The sequence below is a fragment of the Pseudomonas sp. EL_65y_Pfl1_R83 genome, assembly GCF_963970695.1.
Taxonomy (GTDB): domain Bacteria; phylum Pseudomonadota; class Gammaproteobacteria; order Pseudomonadales; family Pseudomonadaceae; genus Aquipseudomonas; species Aquipseudomonas tritici.
Genome location: NZ_CAXAQI010000004.1, coordinates 217,769 through 233,420 on the forward strand (window position 1 = coordinate 217,769; position 15,652 = coordinate 233,420).

The 15,652-nt window shown below is 61.5% G+C and carries 15 protein-coding genes; 8 read left to right on the plus strand and 7 right to left on the minus strand.

What is annotated here, in order from left to right:
* Positions 1–84 precede the first annotated feature (84 nt).
* The 5 genes from AACY08_RS07470 (at position 85) to AACY08_RS07490 (ending at position 4,006) form a co-directional block, all read left to right on the plus strand.
* Complete coding sequence (locus AACY08_RS07470; protein WP_370467854.1) at positions 85–1,080, plus strand: TRAP transporter substrate-binding protein; 996 nt, start codon at positions 85–87, stop codon at positions 1,078–1,080.
* 65 nt (positions 1,081–1,145) lie between these two features.
* Complete coding sequence (locus AACY08_RS07475) at positions 1,146–1,778, plus strand: TRAP transporter small permease (protein ID WP_339468842.1); 633 nt, start codon at positions 1,146–1,148, stop codon at positions 1,776–1,778.
* Positions 1,775–3,058 (plus strand): C4-dicarboxylate TRAP transporter large permease protein DctM, encoded by a 1,284-nt coding sequence (gene dctM / locus AACY08_RS07480; RefSeq protein ID WP_339468844.1) that lies wholly within the window; start codon positions 1,775–1,777, stop codon positions 3,056–3,058. The genes AACY08_RS07475 and dctM overlap by 4 nt, the downstream gene beginning before the upstream one ends.
* 55 nt (positions 3,059–3,113) lie before the next feature.
* The gene (locus tag AACY08_RS07485; protein WP_339468846.1) at positions 3,114–3,548 is read left to right on the plus strand and encodes a YeeE/YedE family protein; all 435 of its coding nucleotides are present in this window, start codon (positions 3,114–3,116) and stop codon (positions 3,546–3,548) included.
* 2 nt (positions 3,549–3,550) lie between these two features.
* Positions 3,551–4,006, plus strand: a complete 456-nt coding sequence (locus AACY08_RS07490; protein WP_339468847.1) for a YeeE/YedE family protein — start codon at positions 3,551–3,553, stop codon at positions 4,004–4,006.
* Positions 4,007–4,094: 88 nt separating this feature from the next.
* Here the strand turns inward: AACY08_RS07490 and AACY08_RS07495 are convergent, their stop codons facing one another.
* Positions 4,095–4,673: an amino acid permease gene (locus AACY08_RS07495; protein ID WP_445262024.1), complete on the minus strand. Its 579-nt coding sequence runs from the start codon at positions 4,671–4,673 to the stop codon at positions 4,095–4,097.
* 271 nt (positions 4,674–4,944) lie between these two features.
* Between AACY08_RS07495 and AACY08_RS07500 the strand changes: the two genes are divergently transcribed.
* The 3 genes from AACY08_RS07500 to AACY08_RS07510 all read left to right on the plus strand — a co-directional run bounded on the left by AACY08_RS07500 (position 4,945) and on the right by AACY08_RS07510 (position 7,547).
* Positions 4,945–5,220: a DUF2169 domain-containing protein gene (locus AACY08_RS07500; protein ID WP_339468849.1), complete on the plus strand. Its 276-nt coding sequence runs from the start codon at positions 4,945–4,947 to the stop codon at positions 5,218–5,220.
* Between the two features lie 289 nt (positions 5,221–5,509).
* Positions 5,510–6,568 (plus strand): aromatic ring-hydroxylating dioxygenase subunit alpha, encoded by a 1,059-nt coding sequence (locus tag AACY08_RS07505; RefSeq protein ID WP_339468850.1) that lies wholly within the window; start codon positions 5,510–5,512, stop codon positions 6,566–6,568.
* A 28-nt stretch (positions 6,569–6,596) separates the two neighbouring features.
* A complete protein-coding gene (locus AACY08_RS07510) occupies positions 6,597–7,547 on the plus strand; it encodes a PDR/VanB family oxidoreductase (protein WP_339468851.1) in 951 nt (316 codons plus the stop codon).
* A 6-nt stretch (positions 7,548–7,553) separates the two neighbouring features.
* Here AACY08_RS07510 and AACY08_RS07515 read toward each other — a convergent pair whose 3' ends face one another.
* The 6 genes from AACY08_RS07515 to AACY08_RS07540 form a co-directional block, all read right to left on the minus strand.
* Positions 7,554–8,267 carry a GntR family transcriptional regulator gene (locus tag AACY08_RS07515; RefSeq protein ID WP_339468852.1) on the minus strand — a complete coding sequence of 238 codons (714 nt, stop codon included), beginning with the start codon at positions 8,265–8,267 and terminating at the stop codon, positions 7,554–7,556.
* A 55-nt stretch (positions 8,268–8,322) separates the two neighbouring features.
* On the minus strand, positions 8,323–10,065 hold the full coding sequence (locus AACY08_RS07520; RefSeq protein WP_339468853.1) for an acyl-CoA dehydrogenase: 1,743 nt from the start codon (positions 10,063–10,065) through the stop codon (positions 8,323–8,325).
* Positions 10,066–10,093: 28 nt separating this feature from the next.
* A complete protein-coding gene (locus tag AACY08_RS07525; protein WP_339468854.1) occupies positions 10,094–11,329 on the minus strand; it encodes a thiolase family protein in 1,236 nt (411 codons plus the stop codon).
* On the minus strand, positions 11,326–13,200 hold the full coding sequence (locus AACY08_RS07530; protein WP_339468855.1) for a feruloyl-CoA synthase: 1,875 nt from the start codon (positions 13,198–13,200) through the stop codon (positions 11,326–11,328). Before AACY08_RS07530 ends, AACY08_RS07525 begins: the two co-directional genes overlap by 4 nt.
* Positions 13,201–13,262: 62 nt before the next feature.
* On the minus strand, positions 13,263–14,711 hold the full coding sequence (locus tag AACY08_RS07535; RefSeq protein WP_339468857.1) for an aldehyde dehydrogenase: 1,449 nt from the start codon (positions 14,709–14,711) through the stop codon (positions 13,263–13,265).
* Between the two features lie 76 nt (positions 14,712–14,787).
* On the minus strand, positions 14,788–15,618 hold the full coding sequence (locus AACY08_RS07540; RefSeq protein WP_010567568.1) for a p-hydroxycinnamoyl CoA hydratase/lyase: 831 nt from the start codon (positions 15,616–15,618) through the stop codon (positions 14,788–14,790).
* Positions 15,619–15,652 lie beyond the last annotated feature (34 nt).

The following is a 15,652-nucleotide window of genomic DNA, read 5'->3' on the forward strand; positions in this document are numbered from 1 at the left end:
CCTAGACTGGACGCTTAGCCGTATAACCAAATGCGCGTCAGAGCACAGGCCGCACAAAAACTAAAATAAGAGGAATCCCCCAAAATGTTCAAATCCATCTGCAAGGCACTCGCCTGCACGGTTGCTCTAGGGAGCATGAGTGCAGTCATGGCAGCTGATCCAATCATCATCAAGTTCTCACACGTCGTCGCCGACCATACGCCCAAAGGCCAAGGCGCACTGCTGTTCAAGAAACTGGTAGAGGAACGCTTACCCGGCAAGGTCAAGGTCGAGGTGTATTCCAACTCATCGTTGTTTGGTGACGGCAAAGAGATGGAAGCCCTGTTGTTGGGGGATGTGCAGTTAATTGCGCCGTCACTGGCCAAGTTCGAACAGTACACAAAGACCCTGCAACTGTATGACCTGCCCTTTCTGTTTGATGACATCGCTGCGGTTGACCGCTTCCAGATGAGCCCGCAGGGCCAGGGGCTGCTTAAGTCCATGGAGAGTAAAAACATCACCGGCCTGGCCTATTGGCACAATGGGATGAAGCAGTTGTCGGCCAACAAACCGCTGCGTGTTCCTGGGGATGCCCGCGGCCTGAAGTTTCGGGTGCAGGCCTCTGCCGTGCTTGAGGAGCAGTTCAAGGCCCTGCGCGCCAACCCGCGCAAAATGAGCTTTGCCGAGGTGTATCAGGGCTTGCAAACCGGTGTGGTCAACGGTGCAGAAAACCCTTACTCGAACATCTACAGCCAGAAAATGCATGAGGTGCAGAAATACATCACCGAATCCAACCATGGTGTGCTCGATTACATGCTGATCACCAACACCAAGTTCTGGAATGGCCTGCCGCCGGACATTCGCAGTGAACTGGACAAGATTATTGTGCAGGTGACCGCGCAGGTTAACAAAGATGCCGAGCAGCTCAATCAGGACGCCAAGCAAAGCATCATTGCCGCCAAAACCACCGAAATCATTACCCTGACACCTGAACAACGCGAACAATGGCGCGTCGCGATGAAACCCGTCTGGAAAAAATTCGAAGCCGATATCGGCCCTGAGCTGATCACCGCAGCCGAAGCCGCCAACAAGGCTCAATGACCGGGAGGCAGGTGTTGCCGACGTGGTAGCACCTGCCAGTCATCACGATACGGGAGATGCCATCCATGCAGGCCTTTCGGCGCATCTGGGAACACTTTGAGGAAGGCTTCATTGTCTTCCTTTTGGCCGCGATGACATTGGTAACGTTCGTCTACGTCATTCTCAACAATCTCTATACGCTTTTCTACCGGCTTGCCGATAACTGGGAAGGCGCCAGCAACCTATTGTTCACCATCGGCGATGGCGTCATGAGCATGGCTCAAGCCATGACCTGGAGCACCTCACTCACCAAGGCGCTGTTCGGCTGGCTGATCTTCTTCGGCCTGTCCTATGGCGTGCGCACCGCCGGGCATATTGGCGTTGACGCGCTGGTAAAGCTGGCGAGTAAACCCGTCCAACGGCTCATTGGGATCTTGGCCTGTCTTTGCTGCCTGCTCTATGCCGGCCTGTTCAGCGTGGCCAGCTTCGAGTGGATTCATACCTTGATGTCGGCGGGAATAGGCGCCGAGGACCTTGGCCATTTCGGGATCATGCAATGGCACATAGGGCTGATTGTCCCTGTGGGTTTTGCATTGGTATTCATCCGTTTCGCTGAAATTTTCGTGCGCATCCTGCTGCACCGCCAAACCGGTCTCGGCCTGGCCGATGAAGCCGCCGACGTGATGAAACTGACCGAACACGAGGACAATAAACCATGACCATTGCCTTCCTGTTCGCGGCACTCTTCGCATTGATGTTCATTGGTGTGCCCATTGCCATTTCCTTGGGCCTGGCGGGCTCGCTGACCCTTGTATTTTTCAGCCCGGACTCCGTTCGCTCCCTGGCCATAAAGTTGTTTGAAACATCAGAGCACTACACCCTGCTGGCGATTCCGTTTTTCTTGCTTGCGGGCGCCTTCATGACCACCGGCGGCGTCGCACGCCGGCTGATCGACTTTGCCAACGCCTGCGTCGGCCATATCCGTGGGGGGTTGGCCATCGCCGCCGTAATGGCCTGCATGCTGTTTGCAGCCCTCTCCGGCTCCAGCCCCGCAACGGTTGCGGCGGTGGGTTCGATCGCGATTGCCGGCATGGTGCGCTCTGGTTACCCGCAGGCATTCGGCGCGGGAATCGTCTGTAACGCGGGCACACTGGGTATCCTGATACCGCCCTCAATCGTGATGGTGGTGTATGCCGCCGCCACCGAGACATCCGTTGGCAAGCTGTTCATGGCCGGCGTCATACCTGGCCTGTTGCTGGGGATAACGCTGATGGTGGCAATCTACATCGTCGCCGTTAAGAAAAACTTGCCGGCCCTGCCACGCGCAACCCTGCGTGAGTTTCTGAGTGCTGCGCGTAAAGCCGTCTGGGGATTGCTGTTGATGCTGATCATCCTGGGTGGCATTTACACCGGGATGTTCACGCCGACGGAAGCCGCTGCCGTGGCGGCCGTGTATTCGGCGTTCATCGCCTTGTTCGTCTACAAGGATCTGACGTTTCGCGAGACACCTAAAGTGCTGCTGGACGCTGCCAAGCTGAGCATCATGCTGATGTTCATCATTGCCAACGCCATGCTCTTCGCTCACGTATTAACCACCGAGCAGTTACCCCAACAAATCACGGCCTGGGTGATCGAGGCGGGGCTGACACCGGTGACCTTCCTGCTGGTGGTGAACATCGTCTTGTTGGTGGCAGGTGCCTTTATGGAGCCCTCGGCCATTATCCTGATCCTGGCGCCGATCCTTTTCCCGATCGCCATGAAGCTGGGTATCGACCCGATTCACCTTGGGATCATCATGGTGGTCAATCTGGAGATCGGTTTGATCACGCCCCCGGTCGGTCTGAACTTGTTCGTGACGTCCGCGGTGACGGGCATGTCAGTGCCTGCCACCATCAAGGCAGCCATGCCCTGGCTGGTGCTCTTGCTGCTGTTCCTGGTGCTGATTACCTATGTACCCTGGATTACCCTGGCACTGCCCAACTGGCTGGGCATGAATTAATGCCCGCCCGCCCCAATCAGTCATCCTCCTCGCAGCGCCCTGAAAGGAAATCGCTATGATCGATATGAGCCACTTCACGCCGCTGAGTGCATGGGTCGGTGGCCTATTGATCGGCTCGGGCGCCGTGCTGTTGATACTGTTCAACGGTCGCATCGCCGGCATCAGCGGCATCGTCGGCGGCCTGCTACGCCCGGTGACCGGGGACGTGGCCTGGCGAACGGCATTTGTGCTGGGGCTGCTGATGGCACCCGTGGCTTACCAACTTATCGCGCCATTGCCTGCGGTGCAGATCGACGCCGGTTATCCACTCGTGATCCTTGCCGGCCTGCTGGTCGGTATTGGCACGCGCTATGGGGCTGGGTGCACCAGTGGTCACGGTGTGTGTGGCCTGTCGCGTTTATCCCCGCGCTCCGTGGTCGCCACACTCGTGTTCATGAGCGCGGGTTTCATCACCGTTTATGTCGTTGGCCATCTCCTGGGAGGCCTTTGAACATGCCGCTTTTTTATGCGTGGGTTGCCGGTTTGGTGTTCGGCATCGGCTTGCTGGTTTCCGGAATGACAAACCCGGCCAAAGTCATAGGTTTCCTCGACGTGAGCGGACGCTGGGATCCCTCACTGGCCTTTGTCATGGGCGGCGCCATTGCGGTGGCGGCAGTCGGTTTCAAATTCGCAAGAACGCGAACCCGATCGCTGCTGGGGCTGCCGATGAACCTGCCCACCGCTCGAAATATTGATCGGCGCCTGGTCATGGGTAGCCTTCTATTCGGCGTCGGTTGGGGCGTGGCGGGTATTTGTCCGGGGCCGGCCTTGGTGCTGCTAGGCTCGGGCATTCCTGAAGGTGTGGTTTTTGTCATCGCCATGTTAGCCGGCATGGGACTCTTTGAATGGCTCGAGCGACGCAGACGTCGTGGAGCGTCGATCAGCGCCAGCGTAGATAAAGCCAACTGAATCAGCTTCGCCTTGGACAAATCGCTGTCTGTCGACCTCGACTGTGCTTCGATCAAGGCCTCTGCGCCGAATGAATCGTCACAACAGTTCAACCGGGAACGCGAGAATAGACCTGTGCCAGGTGGCCGCTGAACAGCATCCACAGCGCTAATACGCCAAGGACGACAAGCAGCACGGCAACAATCATCTCGAGCCTTTTGAACACAGGCTCAGTCGGCGAGTGCTCTTTGCGTGCCCAGATAAACACCCCGTTGCCTATGGCAAAGAACATGGCGCCGGCGAGCATGTATTCAAGGCCAGCGGCATAAACAAGCCAACACCCATAGACCGTACCCAACACACTGCTAACCAACGCCGTGGTTTTACCGAGCTTTGCGGTCGTCGGGTAACTGCCATTCGCGATGATTTTCCACAAGAAGCCCGTGGCGCCGATGTAGGCCGGCAATATCATCACGCCAGTGATGGAGAGCATCACGTTCCACGCGTTGTTCGAGAAGAACATCAGAATCATCGCCGCCTGCATGACGAAGGTGGAAACCCACAGCGAGACCGACGCATAGCCCTGTTTGTTAGTCATGGCGAACGCCTGGGGAAATGTCCCGTCCTTGGCCGCAGCCCAGGGTAGTTCAGCGACAAGCAGGGTCCATACCAGGCCGCCGATGTTTATGGTCTTGCACCCCATGCCGGGCGCGGTGGTTGGACGTGGTACACAGGCTCGGCCGGCTGGATGTAGCGCCTTGGTATGGAGTCGCCGTTAGGCCTGTTCACCCCGACACCGGCTTTCGCCACACCCGCTACATCGCCGTAGCCGTAGCCGTAGCCGTAGCCGTAGCCGTAGCCGTAGCCGTAGCCGTAGCCGAACCGACCCTGGCGCGCTTCAATATGCGTTCCAACTGGGGGATCTTCGAGGGCCAGAGATCGAGCCCATCGACAAACCGGTGTGGTGCCTCGATCGGGCCAACCATCACGACGGCGAACTCGATGCCAACGGCATAGCGCAGAACGCGGCCTGCTACAAAAACCAACCGCCCGGATTTGGCGTTGTGAGCCGCGCCTGGGCGCCACGTTTGCCGCTCGCCGCAGCCTATGACGAAACCTGGACGCGGGAGCGTTCGCCAGGGTTGCCGCCGGATGCTGATTACCCTACGCACAGCGACGAATATAAAAATGCACAAACAAAAACGCCGACCATTTCTGATCGGCGTTTTCGTTAAAGTGGGTCGCGGGTTTGGCAGAGCATTCATTGATGATTACACCTAACTGAAGTCGGTGGAGACTCGCTAGTGAGGTCGGATTTAATGAGCAAATCAAATCAGCCGGCAGGCCTTTCGCTTCTGCCATCGGCGCACGAAACCACTCCAACTCAATGGATCCATTAAAATATATTTTGTCGATAATCGCCCAAAACAACCTGAAATTACTGATTTACATATTGACTCGCAGCAGCTCCAGAAATTTAATGGATCCACTAAATAAGAATAATACCTCGCCTGGAGAGTTGCTATGTACCCCAAGAACACTTGGTATGTCGCCTGCACACCCGATGAAATCGCTCATAAACCTCTGGGTCGGCAGATCTGCGGTGAAAAAATGGTGTTTTATCGGGGCCTGGAAGGCGTCGTGGCTGTCGAGGATTTCTGCCCCCATCGTGGCGCGCCGCTCTCGCTGGGCTATGTCGAAAACGGCAACCTGGTCTGTGGGTATCACGGCCTGGTCATGGGGAGCGACGGCAAGACGGTGGAAATGCCGGGCCAGCGGGTGCGCGGTTTTCCGTGCAACAAGACATTTGCGGTGGTGGAACGCTACGGCTTCATCTGGGTGTGGCCCGGCGATCAGGCCCAGGCGGACCCCGCGCTGATTCATCATCTTGAATGGGCCGTGAGCGATCAGTGGGCCTACGGCGGCGGGCTCTTTGATATCCAGTGCGATTACCGCTTGATGATCGACAACCTGATGGACCTGACCCACGAAACCTACGTCCACGCCTCCAGCATCGGCCAAAAGGAAATCGATCAAGCCCCACCCGTCACCACGGTTGAAGGCGACGAAGTCGTTACCGCCCGGCACATGGAAAACATCATGGCTCCGCCGTTCTGGCGCATGGCCCTGCGCGGCAACAACCTTGCCGAGGACGTGCCGGTGGACCGCTGGCAGATCTGTCGCTTCACCCCGCCCAGCCATGTGCTGATCGAAGTCGGCGTGGCCCACGCCGGCAAGGGCGGCTACCACGCAGCGCCCGAACACAAGGCTGCAAGCATCGTGGTCGACTTCATCACCCCGCAAACCGAGACATCAATCTGGTATTTCTGGGGCATGGCGCGCAACTTCAACCCTCACGATGAAGCGCTGACCGCCAGCATTCGCGAGGGCCAGGGGAAGATTTTCAGCGAAGACCTGGAGATGCTCGAACGTCAGCAGCAGAACCTGCTGGCCCACCCGCAACGCAACCTGCTCAAGTTGAATATCGATGCTGGCGGCGTGCAGTCGCGCAAGATCCTTGAGCGACTGATTGCCAAGGAACGCGCCCTCGAACCGCAACTGATCACGACCACCACCGCCTGAACGGCGCGACACTCTGCGAGGACCGAACATGATCGATGTGGTGGTGGTATCCCGTAATAACGAAACCCAGGACATTTGCAGCTATGAACTGGCCAGGGTCGATGGCCAGCCGCTGCCAGCCTTCAGTGCCGGCGCGCACATTGACGTGCATCTGCCGGATGGGCTGGTGCGCCAGTATTCGCTGTGCAATCACCCCGAGGAGCGTCATCGCTATCTGATCGGCGTACTCAACGACCCGGCTTCTCGCGGCGGCTCGCGCAGCTTGCACGAGCAAGTACACGAGGGCACCCGCCTGACGATCAGCGAACCACGCAATCTGTTCTCCCTGGCCCATGAAGCACGCCGTAGCCTGTTGTTCGCCGGCGGCATCGGCATCACCCCGATCCTGTGCATGGCCGAGCGCTTGGCCCATGCAGGTGCCGACTTCGACCTGCATTATTGTGCCCGCGCCAGTGAGCGAGCGGCATTTGTACAACGACTCAAGGCGTCGCCGTTTGCCGAGCGGGTGTTCCTGCATTTCGATGAGCAGCCGCACACGGCCTTGAATGCTGCCGAGGTGCTGGCGGCGCCCGCAGACGATGTGCACCTGTATGTATGCGGCCCTGGCGGCTTCATGCAGCATGTACTCGACAGCGCACGCGCACAGGGCTGGCAGGAAGACTGCCTGCACCGCGAATACTTTAGCGCGGCACCGGTGGATAACAGCCTCGACGGGAGCTTTTCGGTGAAGCTCGGCAGCAGCGGCCAGGTCTTCGAAATCCCCGCCGAAAAGACCGTAGTCCAGGTCCTGGAAAGCCACGGTATCGAGATTGCCGTGTCCTGCGAACAGGGGATTTGCGGCACCTGCCTGACCCGTGTGCTGGAGGGCATACCTGAGCACCGCGACCTGTTCCTCACCGAGCAGGAACAGGCGCTGAATGATCAGTTCACGCCCTGCTGTTCACGCTCGAGGACCCCGCTGCTGGTGCTCGATATCTGACAGGTGTCACGACGCGGGCAAAATCACCTTCATGCGCGCGTCGGCGGTGGCTGAACTGAAGATCTCGGCATAACGCAACGTCGCATTGGCGTGCTCGCGCATGATGGCTTCGGCGCGCGCGCCCTGGCGATTGACCAGGGCGTCAAACACCGAATGGTGCTGCATGTGGGCATAGTTGAAGCGCCGGTATTCACGGGCCATGTCCTCGCGATCCACCGCCAGCGCGGTCACCGATGCGAATGGCAGGTGATCATTGCGAGCCAGCGCATCCGCGATCGCCGGGTTGTGGCTGCCTTCGACGATGACCTGGTGAAAGCGCATGTTCAGGTCGTGGTAAACCTCAAGGTCATCTTCAGTCACGTAGCCTTTGTCGAACAGTTGGTCGCCTTCCACCAGGCAGCGCTCCAGCGCCGCACGCGCCGCATCCGACAGGCCATGCTCGGCGGCTTGCCGCGCAGCCAGGCCTTCCAGCACACCGCGCACTTCGACGGCGCCAGCAATGTCACTGGGGCTGACCGAGCGCACCTGATAGCCGCGCCCGCCAAACGGCACCAGCAGCCCTTCCTGCTCAAGGGTACGAAATGCCATGCGCACCGGCATGCGCGACACTCCAAAACGTTGCGCCGTAGGGATTTCCATCAGGCGCTCCCCCGCCACCAACTCCCCGCTGGCAATCATCTTGCGCAGTGCAACCAGCACCAATTGACCGGGCTTACTCATCCAGGCAACTTCCAGAAAACATGGCCGGCCATAGTACCGCAAGCATCCGATCCCGTCAGACGAACGCCAGCGCGGCGCGGGCACCCTCTATGGCACCCAGGTGGTGCGCCAGCCGCGACGGCAGGTAATCGAAAAAGAACCCGGCGCTGTGCAGCTTGGCAGCACGCAACGGATCGTCTTCGGGCAATGCCCTGGAGACACGCGCAGCCCGCGCCCAGGCAAAGGCCAGTAACGCCACGCCACATAGCTGGAGGAAATCCGGCGCAGCCCGATAGGGGTATTCACTGTCTTCCTGCGAGCGTTCACGCAGGGCAGTCACCACACCGGCCAGCGAGTCGCACAGACTGCCCAATGCACGGGAGAACCCTGCACACTCGACATACTGCAAGCCCTGCCCGGCCTCGGCACGCAACTCGGCCAGCAGCAGGCCAAAGGCTCGACCTTCATCCCCCAGCACTTTGCGCAGCAACAAGTCATTCGCCTGGATCTCGTTACTGCCCTCGTAGATCATCGCGATGCGGCTGTCCCGCAGGGTTTGCTCGATGGCGAACTCGGTGACGTAGCCGTAACCGCCAAACACCTGCAACGCATTGCTCGCCTGGCGAAAGCCCTGTTCGGTGAAAAACGCCTTGATGATGGGTGTCAGCAAAGGCGCCAAACGGGCGGCCGACAAGTCCTGGCCATGCTCGGCCTGATCAAGCAGGTGCGCCGCCCAATAGCCGATGGCGCGCATACCCTCGCTGGTGGTGCGCAGCTCCAGCAACACGCGGCGCATGGCCGGGTGATAACGGATCGGGTCAGCGGCCTGGGCTGCCACGCCTTCGGGCCTTGACGGTGCACGCATCTGCACACGCTCGGCGGCGTACTGCCGAGCATTCTGCCAAGCTGCCTCGACATGACCCAGGCCTTGCAGGCCGACATGCAGGCGCGCCGAATTCATCATCACGAACATCGCCGCGAGGCCCTGATTGGCCTCGCCGATCAGCCAGCCCTGGGCGGCGTCGAATACCAGGGAGCAGGTGGCGCTGCCCTTGATGCCCATCTTGTGTTCGATGCCGTCGCAGTGCACGCCATTGGCACGGCCGTCGTCCAGTTGCTTGGGCACCAGGAACAGTGAAAGGCCGCGACTGCCCGGCGGCGCATTGGGCAAACGCGCCAGCACCAGGTGCAGGATATTGGCCGTGAGGTCGTGCTCACCGCCGGAGATAAACAGCTTGCTGCCGCTGAGGCGATAACTGCCATCCGCCTGGGGCTGCGCGCGACAGCGCAGCAAGCCGACATCGCTGCCGGCCTGAGGCTCGGTCAGGCACATGGTGGGCAAGGCCTGGCCACTGACAATCTCGGGCAGGTAGCGTGCCTGCAGCCAGGGAGCGGCGTGGGTCTTGAGGCACAGGTAGGCGCCATGGGCGATCCCGGTGTACATGGCCCAGGCGTGGTTGCTGGCGTAGAGCATCTCTTGCAGCGCCGCATCGAGTAGTTGCGGCAAGCCCTGCCCGCCCTGCTCCTCAGCGCACGCCAGCGCCGGCCAGCCACCGTCGACATAGGCGCGATAGGCCTCGACGAAGCCGTCCGGGGTGCTGACCCGGCCCGCCTGCCAGCGGCAGCCCTGGCGATCACCGCTGCTGTTCAACGGTGCCAATACGCCCTGACTGAAGCGTGCCGCCTCCTCCAGCACCTGTAGCGCCAGCGGCAGGTCCAGGGCCGCGAACGCCGGGTGGCGCTGCCAGGTTTCGGGCGCCTGCAACCAGTGTTCAAGGACAAATTGCATATCGCGCAAAGGCGCCTCGTAGCTCCACATCGGGACACCTCATCGACTAAAAAAACAATCAAGCGCGGTAGACAGGGTTCTCGATCAGCAACGCCATGCCCTGCCCGCCACCCACGCACGCTGCGGCAATCCCATAGCGCAGGTTGTGCTGACGCAGTTGTCGGGCCAGGGTCATCACCAGGCGCAGGCCGGTGGCAGCCAGTGGATGCCCCAGCGCAAGCGAGCCGCCCTGGACGTTGAGGCGGGTGCTGTCCAGCTCCAGTTCATAGGCCACCGCCAGTACCTGGGCGGCCTGGGCTTCGTTGATCTCGAAGCGGCCGATGTCACCCAGGTTCAACCCGCTGCGTTGCAGCAGCAGGCGGATCGCCGGTGCCGGGCCGATGCCCATGAACTCGGGGGCCACACCGACCACCGCGCTGGCCAACAGACGCGCCAGGGCCGGACGCGTGCAGGCCGAGGCGCGCCCCACCAGTGCGGCGGCGGCGCCATCGACCACGGCGCAACTGTTGCCGGCGGTTTGTACACCGCCAGGGTGCACGGCGCGCAAGCGTGCCAGGGCTTCAAGGTCGGTGGGACGTGGGTGGCTGTCCGTGCTGACGGCACTGGCCCGACGCGCCAGGCTGATGCCCCTGGGCTGATACCCCTCAAGCTCGAACACCTGGTTGTCGACCGTGACGATTTCTTCCGCCCACACGTCGTCACGCTGCGCCTGCAACGCTCGCTGATGGCTGTCACAGGCGTGGCGGTCCACGGACTTGCGGCTCAGGCCATAACGGCGCGCCAGGTTATCGGCGGTGGCGATCATGTCCAGGCCAGGGGCCGGGTCATAAAGGGCCTCCCAGAGAAAATCCTTAAATTGCACCTCGCCGCCGAGTCGAAACCCATCCCGATGGGTGTAGGCCGCAATCGGGTTGCGCGACATGGATTCACTGGCCACACACAAGGCCAGTTGCACGCCATCCCGCAGTTGCACAGCGGCCTGGCGCAACAGCTCGAAACCGGTGGCGCAGATGCGCTGCACCCCCAGTGCCGGTACCGCTTGCGCCACACCGCTGTACAAGCCGATATGCCGTGGCAGCAAGTAGGCATCGAAGCTGGCCTGGGCCATGGAGCCGGCCAGTACGCTGTCCACTGCCTGCGGCTCAATACCCGCCCGGGCCAGTACTTCACGGCCAACCTTGATCCCCAGGTCAATGGGTGAGACCTGAGACAGTGCTCCACCCAGGTCAATCCAGGGGGTGCGCACGGCCTCGAAAATCGCCACATCGGCAAATGCCGAATACTGCCCGTTCAAGGCTTGGGCTCGGCACGCAACAGCGTGGTGTCTTCGCCGCGATACAACGCCTCGACCTTGGCGGCGCGCCATTGCAGTACCGCCCGCTGGTTGATCGAACCTTTGTCGGTGATTTCCCCACGATCGATGGACGCCGGCTCGTCGAGCAGGGCAATCCATTCCAGGCGACTGGCATTGCCGGTGGCCTCACGATTGAGGCGTTGCAACCAGTCGCCGAACCACTGGCGCACCGGCGCGCTGCCCAGCACTTGGGCGTCGCTGGCGTCGGCGTCCAGGCCCGCTAGCCGACGGCATTCGTGGAGCCTGGGGAACACCAGTGCTGCGAGGCACTCGCGGTCGGGGGCGGCAATCACCAGGTCCTGCACATAGGGCGAGCCGTCGAGCACCGCGCGATTGCGCAACGGACCAACGCTGACAAACACCCCGGAAGAGAGCTTGAAATCCTCGGCAATCCGCCCATCGAACATCAGGCCCAGTTGCGGCTGCTGAGGGTCGGCGAGCTTGATCGCATCTCCTGAACAGTAGAACCCCTGCTCGTCGAACACCTCGGCGGTTTGCTGGGGCGCCCGCCAATACCCCGGCATGATATGCGGCCCGCGAAAGCGTCCTTCGAACTTGCCATCCACCGGCACCAGGCGCACCTCGCAGCCCGGCGCGGGCAAACCGATATAACCGGCCATGGACAACGGCCCGGTGGTGAACGTGCAGGACGGTGCGGCTTCGGTCATGCCCAGCCCGGCCATCATGCGGATGCGTTCACCACAGTGCTGTTCGGCCACGCGGTCGAGGCGATCCCAGATACGTTGGGAAAGGCCGGCGGCGGCGAAGAAGAACAGTTTCATGCGCGCAAAAAAACGCTCGCGCAACTCGGCGTCCTGTTCCAGGGCGTTGACCAATTCTTCCCAGCCCTTGGGTACCGTTAAATAGGCCGTGGGCGAAACCTCCTTGAGGTTGCGCAGGGTCTCGGCAAAGCCTTGGACCGTGGGTTTGCCGTCGTCGAGGTAAAAGGTGCCGCCGTTGTAGAGCACGATGCCGACGTTATGGCTACCGCCAAACGTATGGTTCCACGGCAGCCAGTCCACCAGCACCGGCGGCTCCTCACCGAACACCGGAAACGTCTGCAACAGCATCTGCTGGTTGGCGCAGAGCATGCGCTGGGTGGTGACCACGGCCTTGGGCAATTTGGTCGAGCCCGAGGTGAAGAGAAACTTGGCGATGCTGTCAGGCCCGGTGGCCTTGAACGCCGCTTCAGCCTCTGCGCCACCCGGTGTGTGCAGCAGGCTGGCGAAGCTTATTTGGCTGCGCCCGGGCACTTGGCCGCGCACGCAGATCAGCGGGGTTTCGGCCGGCAATACGGCGTCGATCGCACGCTGGTAGGCCGGCGCATCACTGACGAACACCAGCCCGGGTTGCAGCAAGTCGCAGACATGCCGCAGCTTGGCGAAATCCTGGGACAACAACGAGTACGCGGGCGATACCGGGCAGTAGGGAATGCCGGCGTACATAGCGCCGAGGGCGACCTGCAAATGCTCGATGTCGTTGCCCGACAGCAAGGCCAGCGGCTTGTCCGCCGACAGCCCGTAACTCAGCAGGCCCTGGGCAATCGCGCGCACGCTGTCGAGCATCTCGCGGTAGCTGACACGGCGCCAATCACCGCCGGCCTGGCGTGCCGCGATAAACGTCTGCTCGGGCCGCACCCGCGCCCAATGCACCAGGCGATCGAGCAAGCGCGCCGGCAACTCGGCCAGGGGTTCCAGGGAGCGCATGTGCAACACGCCCTGCTCTTCAGTGACCGCCACCGGTGCGTGGCCGATGGAGACCTCGCGGTATCGCGGTACGGGCTGGGGTTGCGGTCGAAATTCGGAACTCACAAGGATGTCCTCCAGCAAGGCGGATCACAGCCGCCTTGTTATTGTTATGTCGCGGCGCCTGCTCAGATCGGGTAATGCCGTGGCCCGTTCTGCAAGGTCACCCAGCGCAATTGCGTGAAGTGCTCAATGGACGCCTTGCCACCAAAGCTGCCGTACCCACTGGACTTGACCCCACCAAACGGCATCTGCGCCTCGTCATGCACCGTCGGGCCGTTGATATGGCAAATACCCGACTCGACCCGCTGCGCCAGCGCCAGCGCGCGCCCGGTGTCTCGACTGAAGATCGCCGCCGACAGGCCGAACTCGGAATCGTTGGCCAGGCGCAACAAGGCTTCATCACCCTCACCACGCAGCAGTACGGCCACCGGTCCAAAGGACTCTTCGCGGTACAAGCGCATCTGTTCGGTGACACCATCGATCAGGGTCGGCTGCAGGATGCTGCCCTCCAGTTGGCCGCCTACCACCAGCCGCGCGCCCTTGGCCAGAGCATCGTCGATCAGGGCCTTGATGCGTGTGCCGGCGCTGGCGTCCACCAGGGAACCCAGCACCGAATCAGCCGCCGCTGGATCACCCGCACGCAGGGTCGCAACCTTGGCCGCCAGCTTGGCGCTGAACGCATCGGCGACCTTGGCATCGACGATCAGGCGTTCGGTGGACATGCAAATCTGGCCCTGGTTGAAATAGGCGCCAAAAGCCGCCGCCGCCACAGCAGCGTCAAGATCGGCATCGTCGAGCACCAGCAACGGCGCCTTGCCACCCAGTTCCAGCAACGCCGGCTTGAGGTGACGCGCCGAGAGCTCGCCGACAATGCGCCCGACATGGGTCGAGCCGGTGAAGTTGACCCGCCGCACCGCCGGGTTGGCGATCAGCCGCTCGACAATCGCGGCGGCATCCGCCGGGGCATTGCTGATGACATTGACCACACCATCGCCCAGGCCTGCGTCTTGCAATACCTGGCCCATCAGGCGGTGCACCGCCGGGCTTAATTCCGAGGCCTTGAGCACCACGGTATTACCGCAGGCCAGCGGCATGGCGATGGCGCGAGTGGCGAGGATGACCGGAGCGTTCCACGGCGCGATGCCCAGCACCACACCGCAAGGTTGACGCAAGGCCATGGCGAAACTGCCGGGGACATCGGAGGGGATCACCTCCCCCGTGATCTGGGTGGTCATCGACGCCGCTTCGCGCAGCATATTGGCCGCCAGGCGCACATTGAAGCCATACCAGTTGGGCATGGCGCCGGTCTCGCCGGCGGCAGCGATGAATTCGCTGCTGCGCGCCTGCAATTGCTCGGCAGCGTTGAGCAAGCGGGTGCGGCGTTCGTTGGGCGCCAGCGCCGCCCACGCGGGGAACGCGGCGTGAGCGGCGGCGACGGCGGCGTCGGCATCTTCCAGGGTCGCGGCGGCCACCCGAGAGACCACTTCACCGGTCACCGGGTTGCGACGTTCGAAGGTTCGACCGTCACGGGCGTGGCACGACTGGCCGCCGATCAACAGGGGCACGTCCAGCATGGTGATTCCTCTTTATTGTCTTTATCGGGAATACGTTCAAGCAGAGTACAACGGCGCGGCCAGGCGGCCGCGCCCTTCAGCGTTTATACGCCTGCAGGCCAGGCTTGATGCTCTTGTCGTCGAGGAACTGCTTCATGCCCTGCTCGCGACCGCCTTCGGTGTCGAGCAGGCGCGACTGATCGAGCTTGGCGTAGAGGTAATCCTCGTTCTGCTCCCAGGTCAGTTCGCGGCAACGCTTGAAGCCATGCTTGGCGGCACGCAGCACCACCGGGTTTTTCTCCAGCAGGTTACGCGCCAGCTCGATGGTCACTTCGCGCAGTTGAGCCAGCGGCACGCTTTCGTTGACCAGGCCCATTTCGGCGGCTTTCTGCCCGCCAAAGGTCTTGCCGGTCATGATGTAGTACAGCGATTGACGATGGCCCACGGTATCGGCCATGGCCTTGCTCACCAGGTTGCCCGGCGGGATACCCCAGTTGATTTCCGAGAGGCCGAAGGTCGCTTCGTCGGCGCAGATTGCCAGGTCACAGGCCACCAGCGGGCTGAAGCCACCGCCGAAGCACCAGCCATTGACCATGGCGATGGTCGGCTTGGCGTACATGCGCAGCAGTTTCCATTGCCATTGCGAGGCTTCGCGGCGGATTTTTTCCTGGAGGATTTCCGGGCCGGCATCCACCTCGCGAAAGTATTCCTTGAGGTCCATGCCGGCGGTCCAGGCTTCCCCGGCGCCGGTCAGTACCAGCACGCCGGCGGCAGGGTCCTGCTCCAGGGTTTCCAGGACGTCGATCATTTCCCGGTTCAGGGTCGGACTCATGGCGTTGCGTTTTTCCGGACGATTGAGAATGACCCAGGCAATGCCTTCTTCGATCTCAACCTTGACAGTGGTCCAACGGCCTTCGTAATTGCTCATGGCGGTACGCTCTTGTTCTGGGTGTGAAGATGAT